A 19,512-nucleotide genomic window follows, 5' to 3' on the forward strand; every position below is an offset into this window, starting at 1 on the left:
CCTGTGGCTTAATAGAAGCCTTCTTGTTTGATTTGGACATGATAAAGAAAAATTAAGTGAAACAATTTAAGAAATTGTCTCTTCTCTTCTAAGCTTTAGCTGTCCACTTTTAGATGACTATTTACAATGAAAGCCTCAGCCTGATTTACTATTATGACACTGAAACTATATTCCTCGGCGGTAATTATGGCAAAATCCTAACTTATATTCCCAACGACCCTTTAAAGAACCCTTCTAATCCCATTTCGGTAGGCACGCTGATGACCTCTATCAAGAGCGGCAACTGGAACGATCCCAAGGTATGGTTGTGTGGACGAACGCCAAAAGCCAGTGATATTGTAACCATCGCCCCCGGCCATACGATTACACTCAATACGGTAGGTGTGGCTAAAGATATAGTCCTTAAGGGCAAGATGATTTATGAAAATGGGGGACATCTATATTTTGGCGCTGAACAGGTGGGAGAGTTGGCCGTTATAGACCTCAAGGAGATAAAGCAGAGCGTGATAAATCCCGATGGGGGTAAATTGATTATTGATGATCCAAAATCACCAATTTCAGGGTTTAGCATAGACATACCCGAAGGAGCCTATTCAACTGCACAAACATTTAAGATTTCAACGGGAAAAATTGTAAAGCATGATTTGGGCCCTAATTTTAATCCAATTACAAATGTTATACGGGTTGAAAGTGGAGGTAATTTTGCTGAAAAAATTGTCAAATTAACTGTCCCCATCAGTATACCGCCCAATCATTTCGCCATGGCGTTTACTTATTCGAAAAATAGTAAGCAATTCAGTTTTCTACCAATACTTTCTATAAGTGAAAACAACATAGAGCTCGGTGCAACAAGCTTTGGGTCAGGCTCAATAGATAGTGAATCAATGAGTAATGTATTGGTAGGCGATTCTGACCACCTAGATGTTTTCATAAGTTCAATTGAGAACTCAAAGTTGGTTAACTTCGAAGGAAGTACAGGTTTTACCCCAGGCGAAGATGATTGGGAATTTCCGAACACTGGATCAATATTTACTCCTAATGGAAACTGTTCCGGAATGTCCCGGACAGCAATGTATTATTACAACTATATTAAACCTTTAAAGAAAAAGCCATTATTTGGAAATAAAGACTATGGGAGATTTATAGAAAAGAATGATAAAGGAAATGACAAGCTTTGGTTTGATAACTCTTTGGGGATAAGACTCGTCTCTGTCGTACAACCTCATCAAGAAATATTATTAGTTCAGGAGTACTTGTCAATATTTTTTCAGAAATATATCAACAAAGAAATTTTTGACAAACAGCAATACTATCAGATATTATATTATTTTTTACTTTCGAATTACTCAATCGGACAACCCAAACCCAAACCCATATATTTAGCCCTGTCAAATTATGGCAAGGAAGGGGGACATGCAATTATTCTAACAGGTGTTGATGACAATGGATTGTTAGTTGCTGATCCGAATATACCTGGTGAGACAAGAACTATTGCATACAATTCGCTTGGAGGGTTTGAAATGTATAAAAACGAAGAAGGTAATGGAGTTGGCGAGTACAGGACATTTGTTGGCTTGCCTCAAAATCTTTTCGATGATACAAATATCAGTTTCAAATTTAAAGAAGCTGACCTCGGTACGGTTGGGAATGACAAATTCAAGAAAGAAAAATTTTATGTATCTAACATCAATAAGAATACTGAATTAAAAGATGGAGTAATTATCTACGGACAATTTCGCGTATTAGATGGCTGTGAGGATTGTAAAATTCAGATTTACAATTCCGAAGCAACTAGGCTACATACAGCAGAGTACTATGATGAAACAACAGATTTAGATCTAAATGTTGGCAAACATACCATCGGTATCTATGTAAAGAAACGTCATGTAGACATTACTAATGTCCCTACATATGAGTGGTCTGATTTCCAGTGGTTCGATATAGAAGTGAGGAGTGCACAACCAGAAGTCAGCACTCTGTATGCCAGCAACATTACACCCACAGTCTCTGATGTTACGGGGATGATAAAGAAATTCGGCATCGGTGGTGTGACTGCTTATGGTATCTGTTATTCCACCAGCAACGCACTTCCGACAGTTGGTGATAGTAAAACCGAACTTATTCCCACAGGAACCCTTCCATTTGACACAACATTCACGGCCAGTATCAATGGCCTGAATATCAATACTATATATTATGCTAGAGCCTACGCGCGTACTTCAAGTCAGGTCTATTATGGCCAAGCTCTCACTTTCAAAACACCTGACAACAAGCCTCTGGCTATCACACAAAGTGTATTAGATATCACTCATAGCAAGGCGAAAGTTCTTTCACGAATTGAAAATATAAAGTTTGGTGGTGCTTACGCCTATGGGGTTTGTTATTCTTCAAGCAATGCATTACCTGATATCAGCAATAGTAGGATAGAATTTACAGCTAGTGCAAATCCGCCGGATGATACAACCTTCACTGCCCAGTTGGCAGGACTGATTGACAACACCACCTATTACACTAGGACATATGCCAAGTCCACCAGTGGAGTCTATTACGGCCAAGTGCTCACATTCCAAACCAAACCCAAGCCTGAATTTGACCAGGAACTGATTATCGGCACTTACAATTTGGTATCTATTAGACAGGGAGAACAAGGGTCTGGCACTGCCGTTTTTTCCCCCTCTGGATGGAGTATCCAACTCTGGAGTAATACCAATAAGAGTGGCACACCCTGGTACTCAAATGGCGGGACATTAGCGTTTGTAGGTAAAAGTGAAGTACCTCTGATTCGGCCCGACACTCCCGACTGTGCCTGCGCTCCCTGTTACAATGCCAACGGATATTGCTCAAAGCTGCCGGTCGGATGGATCTTTAATTCAGTTGTCAATGGTACATCTATTCCACAACCTACATTTTCTTTTTCTGACGATGCGGTAAATGCCACATCAATAATTGGTGGGCAGACAGTATGGACAAAGGTGAATTGAAGCATATTTTCTGTATCTTTCAGCTAATCAAAGCGGTTTGCTGAGCTGGGAAAGCAATGCCGGTATTAATTCATAATGGTTCAGTCCGGATATAACTTAAGAATTTACTCAAGTTTTATTAATTCGTTAAATGGAAACAATTTTAAATCAAAAACCTATGAAGTTTTACTTCTTCTCAACACTGTTTTCTCTGATTCTGTTTAGTACCGTAGCACAAATCATTGAAACGCCTGCTAATAGTATTCTGACTGTTAAAAGCGGCATTACGATTCCTGATACCAGCTCCTATAGAATCAACGGAGCTGCCATCTTGAAACTGAAAAATTCTTCTAATATCCTGCTGGGGTTGAATTCTGGGAACACTATTCTGACTGGACAAAATAACGTCTTACTAGGCAGTAATTCCAATGGCACAACTTCTGCCATCACTAATTCGGTTGCTATCGGTTCCAATGCCAAAGTAGCTATTAATAATGCCATTATTCTGGGAGATACGGCAAACAACGCCATTAAGGTAGGAATCGGAACGGCCTCTCCAGCGTATAGGTTGGATGTCAAAGGGGTTGTAAATATGCGTATCGGTCTGAATTCTCCTTCCTTGAAAATCAATGGGCGTGATTTTCTGGCGTTGGACTCGGAAGGCTCATTTCTGGTCTCCAATTTCAGGATAAAATACGACCATCCAAATCAATGGTCTGATAAAGTATTTGAGAAAAGCTATCCACTTGCCCCCATCGAAGAGGTTATGGCGTTTGCAATAAAAAATAGACACCTGCCTAATATTCCATCTGCTCAGGAAATAGTGGATAAGGGAATTGATATAAACACAATTATTTCGAAACTTCTGGAAAAGGTAGAGGAGTTGACCATTTACACCGCAAAACAGAATGAAGAAATGCAGGCTTTAAGAAAAAGGCTGTATCATTTGGAAAAGGAGAATTCAGAAAAATAATATGCTGCCTTGTAAGCGTCCCTAAAAATTAGATGGTTTAAAAAAATTAACCTCCATTATAAAGAAGGGAAGGTCAATTTTAAAGAGTATCACCTTTGTGGCCTTTTACGAACGGTCGTTTGTATAATGTCACAAATACTCCAATAACTACCATTGATTTTAGGTAACCTACCTCTTTAGTGCTCTGGAAAATCTCATGATACCTACAGGTTACCTTAGGTTAATTATAGGTTATCTAAGGTTTCGGATGACAGGTTACCTAAAGCAACATGCCTTTTTTTCTAACCCATGCGTTAGTTTTTCAAGAGCTGACAATACGTTACCTTACTTACGTATCCTTGCGGTATCGTTAAGGTAACATTACGTATCCTTACGGTATCATTACATTGGGGATTTTCTGCTGAAACAGGAATCCTATCTAACGCTGACGGATTTTTCTATACAACAATCCACTAACCAATTGGTAATTAGGTTTTTGAAAAGAGTTTGATTAATTCATCTTGACTTAAATGAAGAGCGTCTATCCGTCGCTTTATCTGCCGTAATCCAGCCTACCTTAACGGCTGACTCGTTTCTTTGGCTTGATTTTTTCGGTAGGGTTCTGCTTTCGTAATCATATTCCATATAATGACAGCCAGCTTTCGGGCCGTTGCCGTTATGGCTGCAACTCTCCCTTTTTTATAGGCGATTCGTTTGAAGAAAGGACTAAGTTCATGATTGGTCTGATTCCCGATTGAGTTCGCAGCCTGTCGCAAAGCCGAAGCGATATAGGATTTGCCCGAAGGAGTACGATGGCTGATAATACGCCCACCGCTGATTTTATTATTGGGAACCAATCGAAGCCAGCCGGCAAATTTTTTGGCAGAAGTAAACTTATGAATATCATTGCCCAATGTAGTCAACAGGCAGAGAACGGTACTGTGACTGATACCGGAAATACTAAACAGATCCGTTTGAAAATACTGATAGGCAATGGTGGAAACATCAAAATCAGGAGCATTCTTACTGCTTTTCTTTTTGTTTTCCCGATACTTTTTTTGAGCGGGTTCAGCAACCGGCTCTACAGGCATACATCGTCGTAAAGCCTGCTCAATTACCCGGTCGCACTCTGCCAAAGAATTCTGATAAATCTTATAAAAAGCTAAAGAGGCCTGTAATTCGAAAAGCAGCTCCTGTCTCCACCAGCCCTCAAGCGATTGAGCGATTTCCTCTTTAGATTTTTTCATACGCACGTCTACTAATGAGGCTAAATAATGGGGATCTCGGTTTCCGGCCAGAATGGCTTCAATAATAGCAAGGCCCGATTTCCCTGTAATATCTCGGATAGCCACATCGAGACGAATGTTCATCAGCCGAAGTGATTTCTGCATTTTATGGGTATAGGTAGCCAACTGCTCAATCAAATGCTGGCGATGATAGTAATAAGTGCGTAATTCCTGAAGCGTATCGCTTAGCAGGAAACTACCTGCTAATAAACCCAAAGAATGCAATTTCTGAATCCACATACAATCAATGACATCTGTTTTACGTCCTTGTACATTCTTCGTCTGGCTCCCTCCCACCAAGTATACCTCAAAGCCGGCTTCCTGCAAGGCGTTAAAGAGTGTCTGCCAGTAACTGCCCGTACTTTCCATGGCTACTGACGTAATTCCGTGCTCCCGCAGATACAAAATAAGTTGCCAATGATCGTTTGTATAGACTCCGAAAGAGCGTACATTCTCTTTGTTTTGGTCAACGGCTACCCAATGGAAGCGTGAGCCGATGTCAATGCCTGCTGCATGGGGATTGACTACTGAAAGGGCTACGGTGGTTTGCTTTGCCATATAAATTGATAATTAAAGAGATGAAACAGCTTCAGGGAATGGATAGATAAATAAAGATTTTTCTATTCGGGATTCTGCTGAGAGATCACCAGTGTATTTACCAATTGCCTCAGCTAATAGCCGAGGAGATACCCATTCCAGCCCAGATTTTAGGAAGGATTTATAAATACCATTAAGTTGAGGAGCTTATCGCTGAAGCTGCGACAAGATAAGAAATTCAGAACTACTACTCAAGTTGTCATCGGTATTCAATAGCGCCCGCGCAATCAGGTGATTTTAGGACAAGACACACCAAGCCAACTTTACTACGGGAAACCCGAGGTGCTTTTTCTGGCCAGTTGGTGCCGTATTAAATTTTAATTTAACTCAACAGTCGCTTTTTCCTGCTCCAATTATTTCTATCGCAATGCCTAAGGAGTACCTAGTCCTAAAATCATACGATTCTGTCACGAAATCAAACGCAACTGTAGCATGAAAGGGTGAAGTTTGTATTATCATACAATCAAACCATTAATCGCTATGAAACTTCTGTATTTCCTTTCAATTATTGGTCTGGCACAGTTGGCCATAGAAGCCAGTGGACAATCTCTATTGGGCACTTCCGTCCGGGGAACCGTTCGAGACAGTCAGGGAAGCCCCCTTTCTTATGCCTCCGTATTGCTGCTCCATCAGGCCGATTCAACCCTGGTCAAAGGGGCCGTAGCCACCGAATCAGGACAGTTTATAATCGAAAATATCAAAAGCGGGCTCTATCGGGTAGCGGTTTCGGCAATAGGTTACGAAAAGGTATACTCGTCTCTTTTTTCGCTTGACGCCGGGGACCAGCATGAGCTACCCGCCCTGGTAATGGCACCCGAAGCCAATCAGTTGACCGAAGTAAATGTAGTGGCCAAAAAGCCCTTGTTTGAGCAGCAAATGGATAAGTTGGTGGTGAATGTGGAGAATATGCTGACCGCTGCCGGAGGCTCGGCGCTCGATGTGCTGGAACGTTCGCCAGGCGTGACGGTCAATCGTCAGAACAGCGGACTCTCGTTAAACGGGAAAAATGGGGTACTTGTGATGATCGACGGCCGCCTGAACCGCCTGCCCATGGAGGCCGTGGTGCAGATGCTAAGTGGCATGAACGCCTCGAACATCGACAAGATTGAACTCATTTCGAACCCACCCGCCAAGTACGACGCCGAGGGAGATGCTGGTTTGATTAACATCGTGCTGAAAAAGAATGTCAACGAAGGTACCAACGGAAGCTACACCCTGTCGGCCGGTTTCGGCCGGTTCGAACGCCTCAACGGCTCCCTTTTGCTGAACCACCGAAAGAAGAACCTGAATCTGTTTGGAGATTACTCCGTGCTGCACAGCCGGACGTGGATGGAACATCTCGGTGACATGCGCATAAGTAATGAAGGAATCATCAGTTTATGGGACTTCAATAGCCATAACTACGGTCGCCGGCAAACCCACAACGCCCGCTTGGGCTTTGATTACAGCCTGGGGGCCAACACCGTGATTGGTGGCTTGCTATCCGGTTTCTCGAACGGCTTCTACGGGGATGCGAATCGCCTGACGAATATCCGCCGAAACGGCCTGCTTATGGAGCGCAGTACTATGACCGACGATGGAAAGGATATCTGGCAGCACCAAATGGTCAATGCAAACGTGCGGCATACCTTTGCCGGCAAGCAGCAACTCAGCCTAGATGTGGACTACCTGCTGTACCACAACCAGAATCCGCACGATTATACCAATCTTTCGGCCTTTCCCCAGCAAGGTACCACTAAGACAGATTTGACCAATATCAAGAAAGAATCGCCTATCGGAATTTGGGTGTTGAAAGCCGATTACAGTCAGGCGCTGGGAAAGCAGCACCGGCTCGATGTGGGGGCCAAGTCGACCCGGATGCAACTGAGCAATGATTTGGCCATCACCCATAACCGCGACGGTGCTTGGCGGCGCGATGCGGCCCTCAGCCAATTATATGACCTAGATGAGGTGATTGACGCGCTGTATGTGAACACACAATTTCAACTCCCGAAGAACCAGAAATTACAGGCTGGCCTCCGCTATGAATACACCCGTACCGACTTAGGGGAGCCAGGCCAGCCACCAGTGGTTCGTCGGCGCTACGGAAGCTTTTTTCCGAGTGTATTCTGGACAAAGGACCTGAGCAAAACCAGCAGCCTGCGTCTGGCGTACAGCCGCCGGATTGCCCGGCCCCAATATTCCCTTTTGGCACCGTGGGTGATCTTCACCAGCCCCTATTCCTTTGTGACGGGTAATCCCAATCTTCTTCCAACCTTTACGGAGGCCGTGGAGGCTACCTATCGGTTCAAGAGCAGCTACCTATTCTCGGTTAGGTCCACCCACGACCGCAACGCGCTGGACCGCTTCCGGATGCGGGTGGACTCCACCTCTGGCACGACCGTTGGCAGGCCAGAGAATATTAATTCGATCAACGGACTGACCGCTACCTTCAATTTTCCGCTGCGCCTCACTGACTGGTGGCAAATGCAAACCAATTTGATCGCCTATGGTCAATCAATAAAAACCGTGGCGGAAGGCAAACCCGTATCGTTGCGGATTTTTGCCGGAAACGGTCTCAACGCCAGCACCTTTACCCTTAGTAAAACCTGGACCGCGGAACTCTCCCTTTTTTACACCACGCCCTCGTTCATGGGTATTGCCAGAATGAAAGCTATGGGCAGTGTCAATGCTGGTTTGAAGAAAAAATTCAAGAATGGTGGAAATCTTCTGGTGAACGTAACGGATCTGTTCTGGACGAATCGCATGCGGGTCATTACCGACAACCCTGCGGTGGGGCAGGTGGGTAGTTGGGGGCTGAATTTTGAACCGCGGGTGGTGCAATTTACGTACACCAACACCTTCGGCAAGAAAACGGTCAACGCGGTCAATCGCCGGGCTACTGGTTCTGAAGAGGAACGGAGCCGGGGGGGAGTAACCAATTAGGTTGCGGAGAATTCCTGTTGTTTTTGGTATAATAAAAAGAAAATATATACATTAGCTTAGTTTCAACAAATGGTTTCGGATTCGTTGGAGATCGGAAGGGTATGACTAGGTATAGGCAGCAATAGCTCCCACGTTCGGCGGCTGCAACAGCTGCTCTGCTGGACTTATTAAGAAAAATCCTCTGGAATCACACACTAAATATGAGTTCCTATGAACCCTGACTGGTTTGTTTTAAATGTGTCTGTTGTGTCTGTGGGGGCTCAGTTTACGCTTACCCTCACGATCCTGATTTACCTGCTCAGTTTGCCCAATAAGAATCTGGAAGCCAAACTGTTTATAGGAAATTTCTTTTCAGTGTGTTTGTTCTTTGCCGATGATCTTTTATACAACATTGTCATATATACCCCCTTTCGCAGGATTTTGGTTGGGGTAGGTAACGGCGTCTTGTATTTCGGGTTTTTATTTTATGTACGGTTTGCCTACCAATGTGGGGGTAACCCTTTTAAAAGGGAGTCAAAATGGGCTTTATTGGTATTGGGCCTGATGGTGGCAGCCACCCTTTTGCTAACGGATATAAGCACTCGAAATATTTATGTAGCCTTTGCCTATCTAATTAGTGAGACCTGGGTATTGGGGGTATATAGCCGAAAAGCCCGCCTGGCTGAGCATGAATCGGGCAGGCCTACTGCCACCAGTAAAATGCTGAGAGGTTTTCAAAAATGGGCGTTCCTAATTTTATTGATTTGGTTAGTTGTCATCTATTATCATGTGGCTAGGATTCTGGAGTATCTTCCCTTTACGCTTTGGTACTATGTGCTACACTCATTGAACCTTATTCAAATTACCTATGCAGCTATTATATTCCTGAACTACACTCCGCAGCGCACATCGTTCCAGGCCAAGGTAGTCGGGCTGGTGCTGTGTCCGCTGCTAATCATTTTGGGCTTTACGCCTTTTCTGCTACGACAACTGATTGTGGACCTGCCCAATTTGAACTTGGTAATCCACCGCTTGTCAGCTGCCTTTTTGATTTTAATTCCTGTCACTACCCTAGCCGTGATTGTGGGGCTGCCGCGTTTTCTGAGGTCCACTCTATTAAGTCCACTCAATCAGATCCTGGAAGGAGTTCGGCAAGTCGATGCCGGGAATCTCATGGTGCAGGTACCGGTGACGGTTCGGGACGAAATCGGAGATCTGGCCCAGAATTTCAATCAAATGACGCAGTCGCTGCGGCAGTCGAAGGAGGAACTGACTCAGTATGCCGAAACGCTGGAAACCAAAGTAGCGGAACGGACCCAGGAATTAAAGCAATCTTTGGATAACCTGAAAGCTGCACAAAACCAACTCATTCAGAAAGAGAAGATGGCCTCCTTGGGCGAGCTGACGGCGGGCATCGCCCACGAGATCCAGAACCCCCTGAACTTCGTCAACAACTTCGCCGAGGTGTCGGCTGAGCTGGCCGAAGAGCTGGCGCAGACCGTCAGCGCGGGAGACATACCAGCGGCCACGGCCCTGTCAGCTGACCTGCGAGAGAACATGGGCTACATCGTCGAAAACGGACAGCGGGCCAGCAGCATCGTACGCTCCATGCTGGAACATTCCCGCAGCAGTACTGGCGAGCGCCGCCCTACCGACCTCAACGAGCTGGCCGACGAGTACCTGCGCCTGACCTACCACGGCCTACGTCGGTCTGGGCAGGATGACGACTTTCAGGTGCAGCTCTGTACGCAGTTTGAAGAGGGGCTGAAGCCCGTGATGGTAGCTCCGCAGGACATAGGCCGGGTACTACTCAACCTCTACAACAACGCCTTCTACGCTGTACAGCAAAAGCATCGGCAGATGCAAAAAACAGTGTTGGCTGGGGCAGGTGAAGAAGCGGAAGCCCCCTACCAGCCAACGGTCTGGGTGAGTACCCGGCAGGTCAACGGCTCGGTGGAGTTGTCTGTCAGGGACAATGGCATGGGTATCCCCGAGGCTATCCGCGGCAAGATTTTCCAACCTTTTTTTACCACTAAACCTACGGGCGAGGGCACGGGTTTGGGCCTTAGTTTGAGCTACGACATTGTGACCAAAGGCCATGGGGGCGAGATGCGCGTGGAAACAGAACCCGGTTGCTTTACTGAACTGATTATTAGAATTCCTCTGGAAATACACACCTAAACCCTAACTTTTTATGAACATAAGCTGGTTTGAACTAAATGTGTCTGCCGTAGCTGCGGCTGCTCTGCTTACCCTCTGCTTAGCTATTCTGGGGTACCTGGCTAGTTTACCGGATAAAAATCGTGATGCAAAGCTGTTTACCGTTTATCATGTAGTATTAAGCCTGTTTTATGTGATTAATTTTATTCGCAAACTGCTTGTTTATCCCCCGTCCTTAGGTTATACAACTGCACTAAGTAATATCCTTCTAGCCATCTCATTTTTAATTTTTGTATGGTTTGCCTACGAATGTGGGGGCAATCCCTACAAACGGGAGTCGTATGCGGTTATGTTCCTTTTAACCGTGATGGTGTGGACACCCCTTTTTGTATTTGACGTAGGTAAGATTCATATTACTATGGGTTTGCCCCATTTGTTCGGCGTCATGTGGGTCATAGGGATATATGAAAGAAAAGCCCGCCGGGTTGAGCATGAATACGGGCGGCCCACTCCTGTAAGTAAGATGTTTGGGGGATTTCAGAAATGGGCCATCATAACCATGATTGGTTGGCTAGTTGCCATTTATAATCCACTCGCCAGCCTACTTTCACTCCCTTCATTTACACTTTGGTATTATGTTGTACAGCCGTTGCAACTTATTCTTATCACCTATTCTGTTACTGTATTCCTGAACTATACGCCCCAGCGCACCTCTTTTCAGGCCAAAGTTGTCGGCCTGGTGCTGTGTCCCCTGCTCATCATCCTGGCCCTTACGCCTTTTCTGCTGCGACAGTTGATTGTAAATCTGCCGAATTTCGACGAGGTGAACCATCAGATATCGTCTGCCTTTTTGATCCTGATTCCGCTCACCGCGCTGGTCGTGATTGTAGGGCTACCGCGTTTTCTGCTGTCCAATCTGTTGAGTCCGCTCAACCAGATTTTGGAAGGGGTGCGTCAGGTCGATGCCGGGAATCTCATGGTGCAGGTACCGGTGACGGTTCGGGACGAAATCGGAGATCTGGCCCAGAATTTCAATCAAATGACGCAGTCGCTGCGGCAGTCGAAGGAGGAACTGACTCAGTATGCCGAAACGCTGGAAACCAAAGTAGCGGAACGGACCCAAGAATTAAAGCAATCTTTGGATAACCTGAAAGCTGCACAAAACCAGCTCATTCAGAAAGAGAAGATGGCCTCTCTGGGCGAGCTGACGGCCGGCATCGCCCACGAGATCCAGAACCCTTTGAACTTCGTCAACAACTTCGCCGAGGTGTCGGCCGAGCTGGCCGAGGAACTGGCACAAACCGTCAGCGCGGGAGACATACCAGCGGCCACGGCCCTGTCGGCTGACCTGCGAGAGAACATGGGCTACATCGTCGAAAACGGACAGCGAGCCAGCAGCATCGTACGCTCCATGCTCGAGCACAGCCGCAGCAGTACCGGCGAGCGCCGCCCTACTGACCTCAACGAGCTGGCTGACGAGTACTTGCGCCTGACCTACCACGGCCTACGCCGGTCTGGGCAGGATGCCGACTTTCAGGTGCAGCTCTGTACGCAGTTTGAGGAAGGGCTGAAGCCCGTGATGGTAGCCCCGCAAGACATCGGCCGGGTACTGCTCAACCTCTACAACAACGCCTTCTACGCTGTACAGCAAAAGCATCGGCAGATGCAAAAAACAGTGTTGGCTGGGGCAGGTGAAGAAGCACAAGCCCCCTACCAGCCGACGGTCTGGGTGAGTACCCGGCAGGTCAATGGCTCGGTGGAGTTGTCTGTCAGGGACAATGGCGTGGGTATCCCCGAGGCTATCCGCGACAAGATTTTCCAGCCCTTTTTTACCACTAAACCTACGGGCGAGGGAACTGGCCTGGGGCTAAGCCTCAGCTACGACATTATCACTAAGGGGCATGGGGGGGAGATGGTGGTTGATACTAAGCCCGATTGCTCTACTGAACTGATCATTAGGATTCCGCTGGAAATACACACGTAAACCCTAACTTTCTATGAACACAAGCTGGTTTGAACTAAATGTGTCCGCAATAGCAACGGTGGCTTTACTCACCCTCTGCTTAGCTATTCTGGGGTACCTGGCTAGTTTACCTGTCAAGAACCGTGACGCGAAAATTTTTGTCAGCTATTTTCTGTCACTGTCCCTGTTCTATTCAAGTTATGCTCTCTCTAGCCTAGTAGTCTATCCCCCGTTAAAGGGGTATTTGCTAATGATGAATAACATCCTCGTAACAGCAATATTTTTAATTCATATGTGGTTTGCCTACCAATGCAGAAGCAATCCCTACAAACGCGAGTTGTATGCGAGTTTGTTGGTTTATGGCTTGATGCTTGGAATTAGCTTTTATCTATTCGGTATAGACAACAATCAAAATCCTGGTCAATATTTGGTCAATTTGACCTGCTTGGTATGGATAATGGCTGTATTCGGGAGAAAAGCCCGCCTGGAAGAAAAAGAAGAAGGTCGACGGACACTCACCAGTAAAATGTTAAGGGATTTTCAAAGCATGACTTTCTTTATAGTCCTAATTTGGTTAATCGTCTTTTATAATCCTTTGGCCATGCTCCTGGGCCTCCCTCCCTTTACGCTTTGGTATTATGTAGTACAGCCAATGCAATTTGTTCAAACCACTTATGCCGCCATCATATTTCTAAACTACACCCCGCAACGCACTTCCTTCCAGGCCAAAGTGGTGGGTCTTGTCCTGTGTCCCCTGCTCATCATTTTAGCCCTTACGCCCTTACTGCTACGGCAGTTGATTGTAAATCTGCCGAATTTCGCCCAGGTAAACCAACAGGTGGTAGTAGCCTTTTTGTTTTTGATTCCATTCACGACGCTGGTTGTGATTGTGGGATTGCCGCGTTTTCTGAGGTCCACTCTATTAAGTCCACTCAATCAGATCCTGGAAGGAGTTCGGCAAGTCGATGCCGGGAATCTCATGGTGCAGGTACCGGTGACGGTTCGGGACGAAATCGGAGATCTGGCCCAGAATTTCAATCAAATGACGCAGTCGCTGCGGCAGTCGAAGGAGGAACTGACACAGTATGCCGAAACGCTGGAAACCAAAGTAGCGGAACGGACCCAAGAATTAAAGCAATCTTTGGATAACCTGAAAGCTGCACAAAACCAGCTCATTCAGAAAGAGAAGATGGCCTCTCTGGGCGAGCTGACGGCCGGCATCGCCCACGAGATCCAGAACCCTTTGAACTTCGTCAACAACTTCGCCGAGGTGTCGGCCGAGCTGGCCGAGGAACTGGCACAAACCGTCAGCGCGGGAGACATACCAGCGGCCACGGCCCTGTCGGCTGACCTGCGAGAGAACATGGGCTATATCGTCGAAAACGGACAGCGAGCCAGCAGCATCGTACGCTCCATGCTCCAGCACAGCCGCAGCAGTACCGGCGAGCGCCGCCCTACCGACCTCAACGAGCTGGCTGACGAGTACTTGCGCCTGACCTACCACGGCCTACGTCGGTCTGGGCAGGATACCGACTTTCAGGTGCAGCTCTGTACGCAGTTCGAGGAAGGGCTGAAGCCCGTGATGGTAGCCCCTCAGGACATCGGCCGGGTGCTGCTCAACCTCTACAACAACGCCTTCTACGCTGTTCAGCAAAGGCAGATGCAAAAAACAGTGTTGGCTGGGGCAGGTGAAGAAGCGGAAGCCCCCTACCAGCCGACGGTCTGGGTGAGTACCCGGCAGGTCAACGGCTCGGTGGAGTTGTCTGTCAGGGACAATGGCGTGGGTATCCCCGAGGCTATCCGCGACAAGATTTTCCAGCCCTTTTTTACCACTAAACCTACGGGCGAGGGGACCGGACTGGGGCTAAGCCTCAGCTACGACATTATCACTAAGGGGCATGGGGGGGAAATGGTGGTCGATACTAAACCCGATTGCTCTACTAAACTGATTATAAGAATTCCTTTGGAATCATACCCTTAACCGAAGTACCGATGAACCCTGACTGGTATGAATTAAATGTGCCCCTTATCGCTGCGGTGGCTGAGCTTACCCTCGCCAGTGCGGTCTTGGGGTACCTGCTAAGTTTGCCAAATAAGAATCTGGAAGCCAAACTGTTTGCTGGATATTACCTCACAGACTGTCTGTTTTTTGCCACGAATGCCCTCCATCATCTGGTTGTATCTCTCCCCTTCAAAGACCTTATGTACGGGCTGAGTAACATTATTCTGGGCACTACGCTTTTATTCTTTGTAGGGTTTGCCTACCAATGTGGCGGCAATCCCTACAGGCGGGAGTCGCAAGTAGTATTATTGATTTTGTCCATGATGCTGGGGTTAGACTTTTATCTATCTGATCAGGTTGCGAGTTATATAATTTATCCTCATTTAGCTGGCACCTTGTGGGTCACGGGGGTATTTGGCAGAAAAGCCCGCAGAGTTACGAGGGAATCAAGCCTACCCACCCCTACCAGTAAAATGTTAAGGGGTTTCCAGAAATGGGCTTTCATTATTTTCCTGATCTGGGCTTCAGTAGCGTTTTTACCCCCAGTCGATTTTTTGCACCTCGGTCCTTTTACGCTGTCATTTATTGTAGTCCCTCCTTTGATGTTTATTCAAATCACCTATTCCACTATTGTCTTTCTGAACTACACCCCGCAGCGCACTTCCTTCCAGGCCAAAGTAGTCGGCCTGGTGCTGTGTCCATTACTCATCATTCTGGCCCTTACGCCTTTCCTGCTGCGGCAGTTGATTGTAAATCTGCCGAATTTCGACCAGGTGAACCACCAGATGGTAGCAGCCTTTTTGTTTTTGATTCCATTCACGACGCTAGTTGTGATTCTGGGGTTGCCGCGCTTTCTGCGGTCCAACCTGCTGAGTCCGCTCAATCAGATTCTGGAAGGTGTCCGGCAGGTTGACGCGGGGAATCTGTCGGTGCAGGTCCCGGTGACGGTTCGGGACGAAATCGGAGATCTGGCCCAGAATTTCAATCAAATGACGCAGTCGCTGCGGCAGTCGAAGGAGGAACTGACTCAGTATGCCGAAACGCTGGAAACCAAAGTAGCGGAACGGACCCAGGAATTAAAGCAATCTTTGGATAACCTGAAAGCTGCACAAAACCAGCTCATTCAGAAAGAGAAGATGGCCTCTCTGGGCGAGTTGACGGCGGGCATCGCCCACGAGATTCAGAACCCTTTGAACTTCGTCAACAACTTCGCCGAGGTGTCGGCTGAGCTTGCCGATGAACTGGCACAAACCGTCAGTGCGGGAAACATACCAGCGGCCACGGCCCTGTCAGCCGACCTGCGAGAGAACATGGGCTACATCGTTGAAAACGGACAGCGGGCCAGCAGCATCGTACGCTCCATGCTCGAGCACAGCCGCAGCAGTACCGGCGAGCGCCGCCCTACTGACCTCAACGAGCTGGCCGACGAGTACCTGCGCCTGACCTACCACGGCCTACGTCGGTCTGGGCAGGATGCCGACTTTCAGGTGCAGCTCTGTACGCAGTTTGAGGAGGGGCTGAAGCCCGTAATGGTAGCCCCGCAAGACATCGGCCGGGTACTGCTCAACCTCTACAACAACGCCTTCTACGCTGTTCAGCAAAAGCAAAGGCAGATGCAAAAAACAGTGTTGGCTGGGGCAGGTGAAGAAGCACAAGCCCCCTACCAGCCGACGGTCTGGGTGAGTACCCGGCAGGTCAACGGCTCGGTGGAGTTGTCTGTCAGGGACAATGGCGTGGGTATCCCCGAGGCTATCCGCGACAAGATTTTTCAGCCCTTTTTTACCACTAAACCTACGGGTGAGGGGACCGGACTGGGGTTAAGCCTCAGCTACGACATTGTCACTAAGGGGCATGGGGGAGAAATGGTGTTGGAGAGCCAAGAAGGAGAAAGAACCGAGTTGGTCATTAGTTTACCCTACATTTAACTAAACAACACCTATGAAAATTTTAGTAGTAGACGACGAATTCCAGATGCAGCCGCTGTTTGAGCAGCGATTCCGTCATGAAACGAACCGGGGCGAAGTTCAACTGACGTTTGCCCGCTCGGGCGAAGAAGCCCTGGCACTTCTGCCCGATTCGGGGGTAGTACTCATCCTGTCGGACATCAACATGCTTGGCATGAGCGGCCTGGAACTCTTACGACGCATTCGGAACATCCATCCGCATCGACCGCCGGCGGTAGTGATGCTGACCGCGTACGGCGATCAGAACAACCGGCAGCAGGCCTCCCTCTACGGGGCCGATGATTTCCTTACCAAGCCGATTGACTTCAAGCTGTTGAAAGAAAAGCTAGGTGAATATGTTATACACAATCACACAACCGGATTATGAGTATCAATATACTGGTTGTAGACGATGAAGTACAGTTACAACCGCTGATACAGCAGCAGTTCCGGCGGCGAATCAGTGCCGGAGATTATACGTTTCGCTTCGCGGCCAGCGGGCAACAGGCCCTGAACGCCATACGGGAGGATGCCAACATTGATGTACTCCTACTCGACATCAATATGCCCGGCATCAACGGCCTGACGCTACTATCCCAACTGCCCGACCTGCTGCCCACCAGCCGGGCGGTGATGGTATCGGCCTACGGCGACATCAACAACGTACGTACAGCCATGAACCGGGGGGCTTTTGATTTTGTGTTGAAGCCCATCAACTTCCAGGACCTGGAAATGACCATTGACAAAACCGCCAGGCACGTATGCCAACTCAGGGAGTCTATCCACAGCAAAGCCGTAGCCGAGCTGAAAGCCCGGTTTTTCGATAATATTACCCACGAGTTTCGAACGCCCCTGTCGCTGATCCTGGCCCCGACCAATACTCTCCTGCAAAACCCCCATCTCGATGAACGCACCCGGCATAGCTTGGCCACCATCCGGCGCAATGCCCTTCAGCTCCTGCACCTAATTAATCAGCTGCTGGACCTCGCCAAACTCGAAGCCGACAGCCTGCCGGTCGTAGAGTTACCGGGTGACATTGTGGCCTTCTTGGGGCAGATTGTGGATTCTTTTCGGGATATTAGCGTGCAGAAGAGACTCAACCTGCTATTTTCCGCTGGCCCTACCAACCAGATTGGGCTCTTTGATGCGGATAAATGGGAGAAAATTCTAAAAAATCTACTGTCCAACGCCATCAAGTTTACCCCCGCCGATGGTCAGGTAGCGGTTCGCTGCCAGATTGAAGCAATCTGGGTGACGCTCACGGTCAGCGACACTGGTATTGGTATTCCGGCCCAACACCTGCCGCACATTTTTGACCGTTTCTACCAGGTAGACACCTCCCTAACCAGGGCGTACGAAGGCTCGGGCATCGGGCTGGCGCTGGTGCACGAACTGACCCGGCTGGTGGGGGGAACCATATCGGTAGAAAGTACCCCCGGTCTAGCAACCACCTTTACCCTTGTACTCCCTTTCCATCCCATCTCTAAGGAAGAGCCGATAGTGGAGCCTGCCAGGGTAGCCACCAATACCGAACCCTGGTTCTTTCCCCACACCCAGGCCGAGGCCGAAGCGTATGACCATACCCTTCCCATGATCCTGCTGGTGGAGGATAATACCGAATTGCTGCACTTTATCGCGGAGTCGCTGTCGGGCTCTTACCGGGTTCTGACGGCCTCTACGGGACGTGAGGGACTGGATATCGCCCAAAGCGAGTTGCCCGATGTAGTAGTCAGTGATGTGATGATGCCCGAAATGGACGGTTACCAGCTGACGCGTCATCTCAAAACCAACCCCGTCACCGATCACATTGCCGTGGTACTGCTCACGGCCCGGGCGGCGGCGGCCAACCGCCACGAGGGGTTGGCCGAAGGTGCTGACGACTACCTCACCAAGCCCTTTGATCTGGACGAACTGCGGCTGCGGCTGCGTAACCTGATCAATCGTCAGCAAAAACTTCGTGACTACTACGAAAAAAAAACAGGACTATACCCTACCCTGACCGAAGCCCCAGAGCCAAGCAGGATGGTCGCTCAGGACGCTTTCGTGGCCAGACTGAATCAGCTCATCGAAGCGCATCTGGACGATTCGTCGTTTCGGGCCGAATCACTGGCCGATGAAGTAGCCATGAGCATCCGTACCCTGACCCGTAAGCTCAGCATGTTGGCGGGGGTGAGTCCAGCCCGGCTCATCCGTACCTACCGGCTCCGGCGGGCCCTTGACCTGCTGCGGGCTGGGCATCCAGTTTCTGAAACGGCCTACATGGTCGGATTCAACCACCCCACCAATTTCTCTACGGCGTTTAAAGAAGTTTATAAAAGATCGCCTTCTGAGTACCTGTCCTATATGGGTTAGAATCTGGACTTGACTCGTCTTGAAAATATTTTAAATAACTTCTCTGAATCACATGCTGGTCCTATCTATAGAAATCCATTTTATAAACATCGACATGTTATACATTCTTCTTGTATTGGGGTTAAATTAAAAGTACTCAGCTGCCTATCCCCATCTTTCGACAGTAAATTTTGTTACCGACTTCTGGCTAATGAAAACAGCCTGACAAAAATTCCGCTCCGACTACCTTGCCTTGAATCCGAAGTGGAAAACAGCAGCTTGCCAATCTGTCTTGTCCTAAAATAGATTGACCATCTACACAAGCAGATGGGACACATATTTTTGCTTCGCAAACAGGCACACGAACTACGGATGCGCCAGATGGTTGAAGAAATCAACCTGAACCGATTGACT

At 48.1% G+C, this 19,512-nt stretch carries 10 protein-coding genes; 9 read left to right on the top strand and 1 reads right to left on the bottom strand.

Annotated features, from left to right (window positions below):
- Positions 1–113: 113 nt before the first annotated feature.
- Positions 114–2,981: a papain-like cysteine protease family protein gene (locus DVG78_RS29560; RefSeq protein WP_114464612.1), complete on the top strand. Its 2,868-nt coding sequence runs from the start codon at positions 114–116 to the stop codon at positions 2,979–2,981.
- Between the two features lie 157 nt (positions 2,982–3,138).
- A complete protein-coding gene (locus DVG78_RS29565) occupies positions 3,139–3,933 on the top strand; it encodes a hypothetical protein (protein ID WP_147277211.1) in 795 nt (264 codons plus the stop codon).
- Between the two features lie 551 nt (positions 3,934–4,484).
- On the opposite strand, the gene DVG78_RS29570 is transcribed toward DVG78_RS29565, so the two are convergent.
- Positions 4,485–5,756 carry an IS110 family RNA-guided transposase gene (locus DVG78_RS29570; protein ID WP_114464614.1) on the bottom strand — a complete coding sequence of 424 codons (1,272 nt, stop codon included), beginning with the start codon at positions 5,754–5,756 and terminating at the stop codon, positions 4,485–4,487.
- 519 nt (positions 5,757–6,275) lie between these two features.
- Here DVG78_RS29570 and DVG78_RS29575 point away from each other — a divergent pair.
- The 7 genes from DVG78_RS29575 to DVG78_RS29605 all read left to right on the top strand — a co-directional run bounded on the left by DVG78_RS29575 (position 6,276) and on the right by DVG78_RS29605 (position 19,119).
- On the top strand, positions 6,276–8,720 hold the full coding sequence (locus tag DVG78_RS29575) for an outer membrane beta-barrel protein (RefSeq protein ID WP_114464615.1): 2,445 nt from the start codon (positions 6,276–6,278) through the stop codon (positions 8,718–8,720).
- Between the two features lie 210 nt (positions 8,721–8,930).
- Positions 8,931–10,880, top strand: a complete 1,950-nt coding sequence (locus tag DVG78_RS29580) for a HAMP domain-containing sensor histidine kinase (protein WP_114464616.1) — start codon at positions 8,931–8,933, stop codon at positions 10,878–10,880.
- Positions 10,881–10,893: 13 nt separating this feature from the next.
- Positions 10,894–12,843, top strand: coding sequence for a sensor histidine kinase (locus tag DVG78_RS29585; RefSeq protein WP_114464617.1), 1,950 nt, complete (start codon positions 10,894–10,896; stop codon positions 12,841–12,843).
- Positions 12,844–12,856: 13 nt separating this feature from the next.
- Positions 12,857–14,803, top strand: coding sequence for a sensor histidine kinase (locus tag DVG78_RS29590; RefSeq protein ID WP_114464618.1), 1,947 nt, complete (start codon positions 12,857–12,859; stop codon positions 14,801–14,803).
- An 11-nt stretch (positions 14,804–14,814) separates the two neighbouring features.
- Complete coding sequence (locus DVG78_RS29595; RefSeq protein WP_114464619.1) at positions 14,815–16,749, top strand: sensor histidine kinase; 1,935 nt, start codon at positions 14,815–14,817, stop codon at positions 16,747–16,749.
- Between the two features lie 13 nt (positions 16,750–16,762).
- Complete coding sequence (locus DVG78_RS29600) at positions 16,763–17,155, top strand: response regulator (RefSeq protein ID WP_114464620.1); 393 nt, start codon at positions 16,763–16,765, stop codon at positions 17,153–17,155.
- A complete protein-coding gene (locus DVG78_RS29605) occupies positions 17,152–19,119 on the top strand; it encodes a response regulator (protein ID WP_114464621.1) in 1,968 nt (655 codons plus the stop codon). The genes DVG78_RS29600 and DVG78_RS29605 overlap by 4 nt, the downstream gene beginning before the upstream one ends.
- Positions 19,120–19,512 lie beyond the last annotated feature (393 nt).

This window comes from Runella aurantiaca (assembly GCF_003339505.1).
Taxonomy (GTDB): domain Bacteria; phylum Bacteroidota; class Bacteroidia; order Cytophagales; family Spirosomataceae; genus Runella; species Runella aurantiaca.

What these genes read in the sequence shown, in the direction of transcription:
- DVG78_RS29580 (WP_114464616.1), top strand. Translation starts at nt 8,931, where the DNA reads ATGAACCCTGACTGGTTTGTTTTAAATGTGTCTGTTGTGTCTGTGGGG.
- DVG78_RS29570 (WP_114464614.1), bottom strand. Translation starts at nt 5,756, where the DNA reads ATGGCAAAGCAAACCACCGTAGCCCTTTCAGTAGTCAATCCCCATGCA.
- DVG78_RS29590 (WP_114464618.1), top strand. Translation starts at nt 12,857, where the DNA reads ATGAACACAAGCTGGTTTGAACTAAATGTGTCCGCAATAGCAACGGTG.
- DVG78_RS29600 (WP_114464620.1), top strand. Translation starts at nt 16,763, where the DNA reads ATGAAAATTTTAGTAGTAGACGACGAATTCCAGATGCAGCCGCTGTTT.
- DVG78_RS29575 (WP_114464615.1), top strand. Translation starts at nt 6,276, where the DNA reads ATGAAACTTCTGTATTTCCTTTCAATTATTGGTCTGGCACAGTTGGCC.
- DVG78_RS29595 (WP_114464619.1), top strand. Translation starts at nt 14,815, where the DNA reads ATGAACCCTGACTGGTATGAATTAAATGTGCCCCTTATCGCTGCGGTG.
- DVG78_RS29585 (WP_114464617.1), top strand. Translation starts at nt 10,894, where the DNA reads ATGAACATAAGCTGGTTTGAACTAAATGTGTCTGCCGTAGCTGCGGCT.
- DVG78_RS29560 (WP_114464612.1), top strand. Translation starts at nt 114, where the DNA reads ATGACTATTTACAATGAAAGCCTCAGCCTGATTTACTATTATGACACT.
- DVG78_RS29565 (WP_147277211.1), top strand. Translation starts at nt 3,139, where the DNA reads ATGAAGTTTTACTTCTTCTCAACACTGTTTTCTCTGATTCTGTTTAGT.
- DVG78_RS29605 (WP_114464621.1), top strand. Translation starts at nt 17,152, where the DNA reads ATGAGTATCAATATACTGGTTGTAGACGATGAAGTACAGTTACAACCG.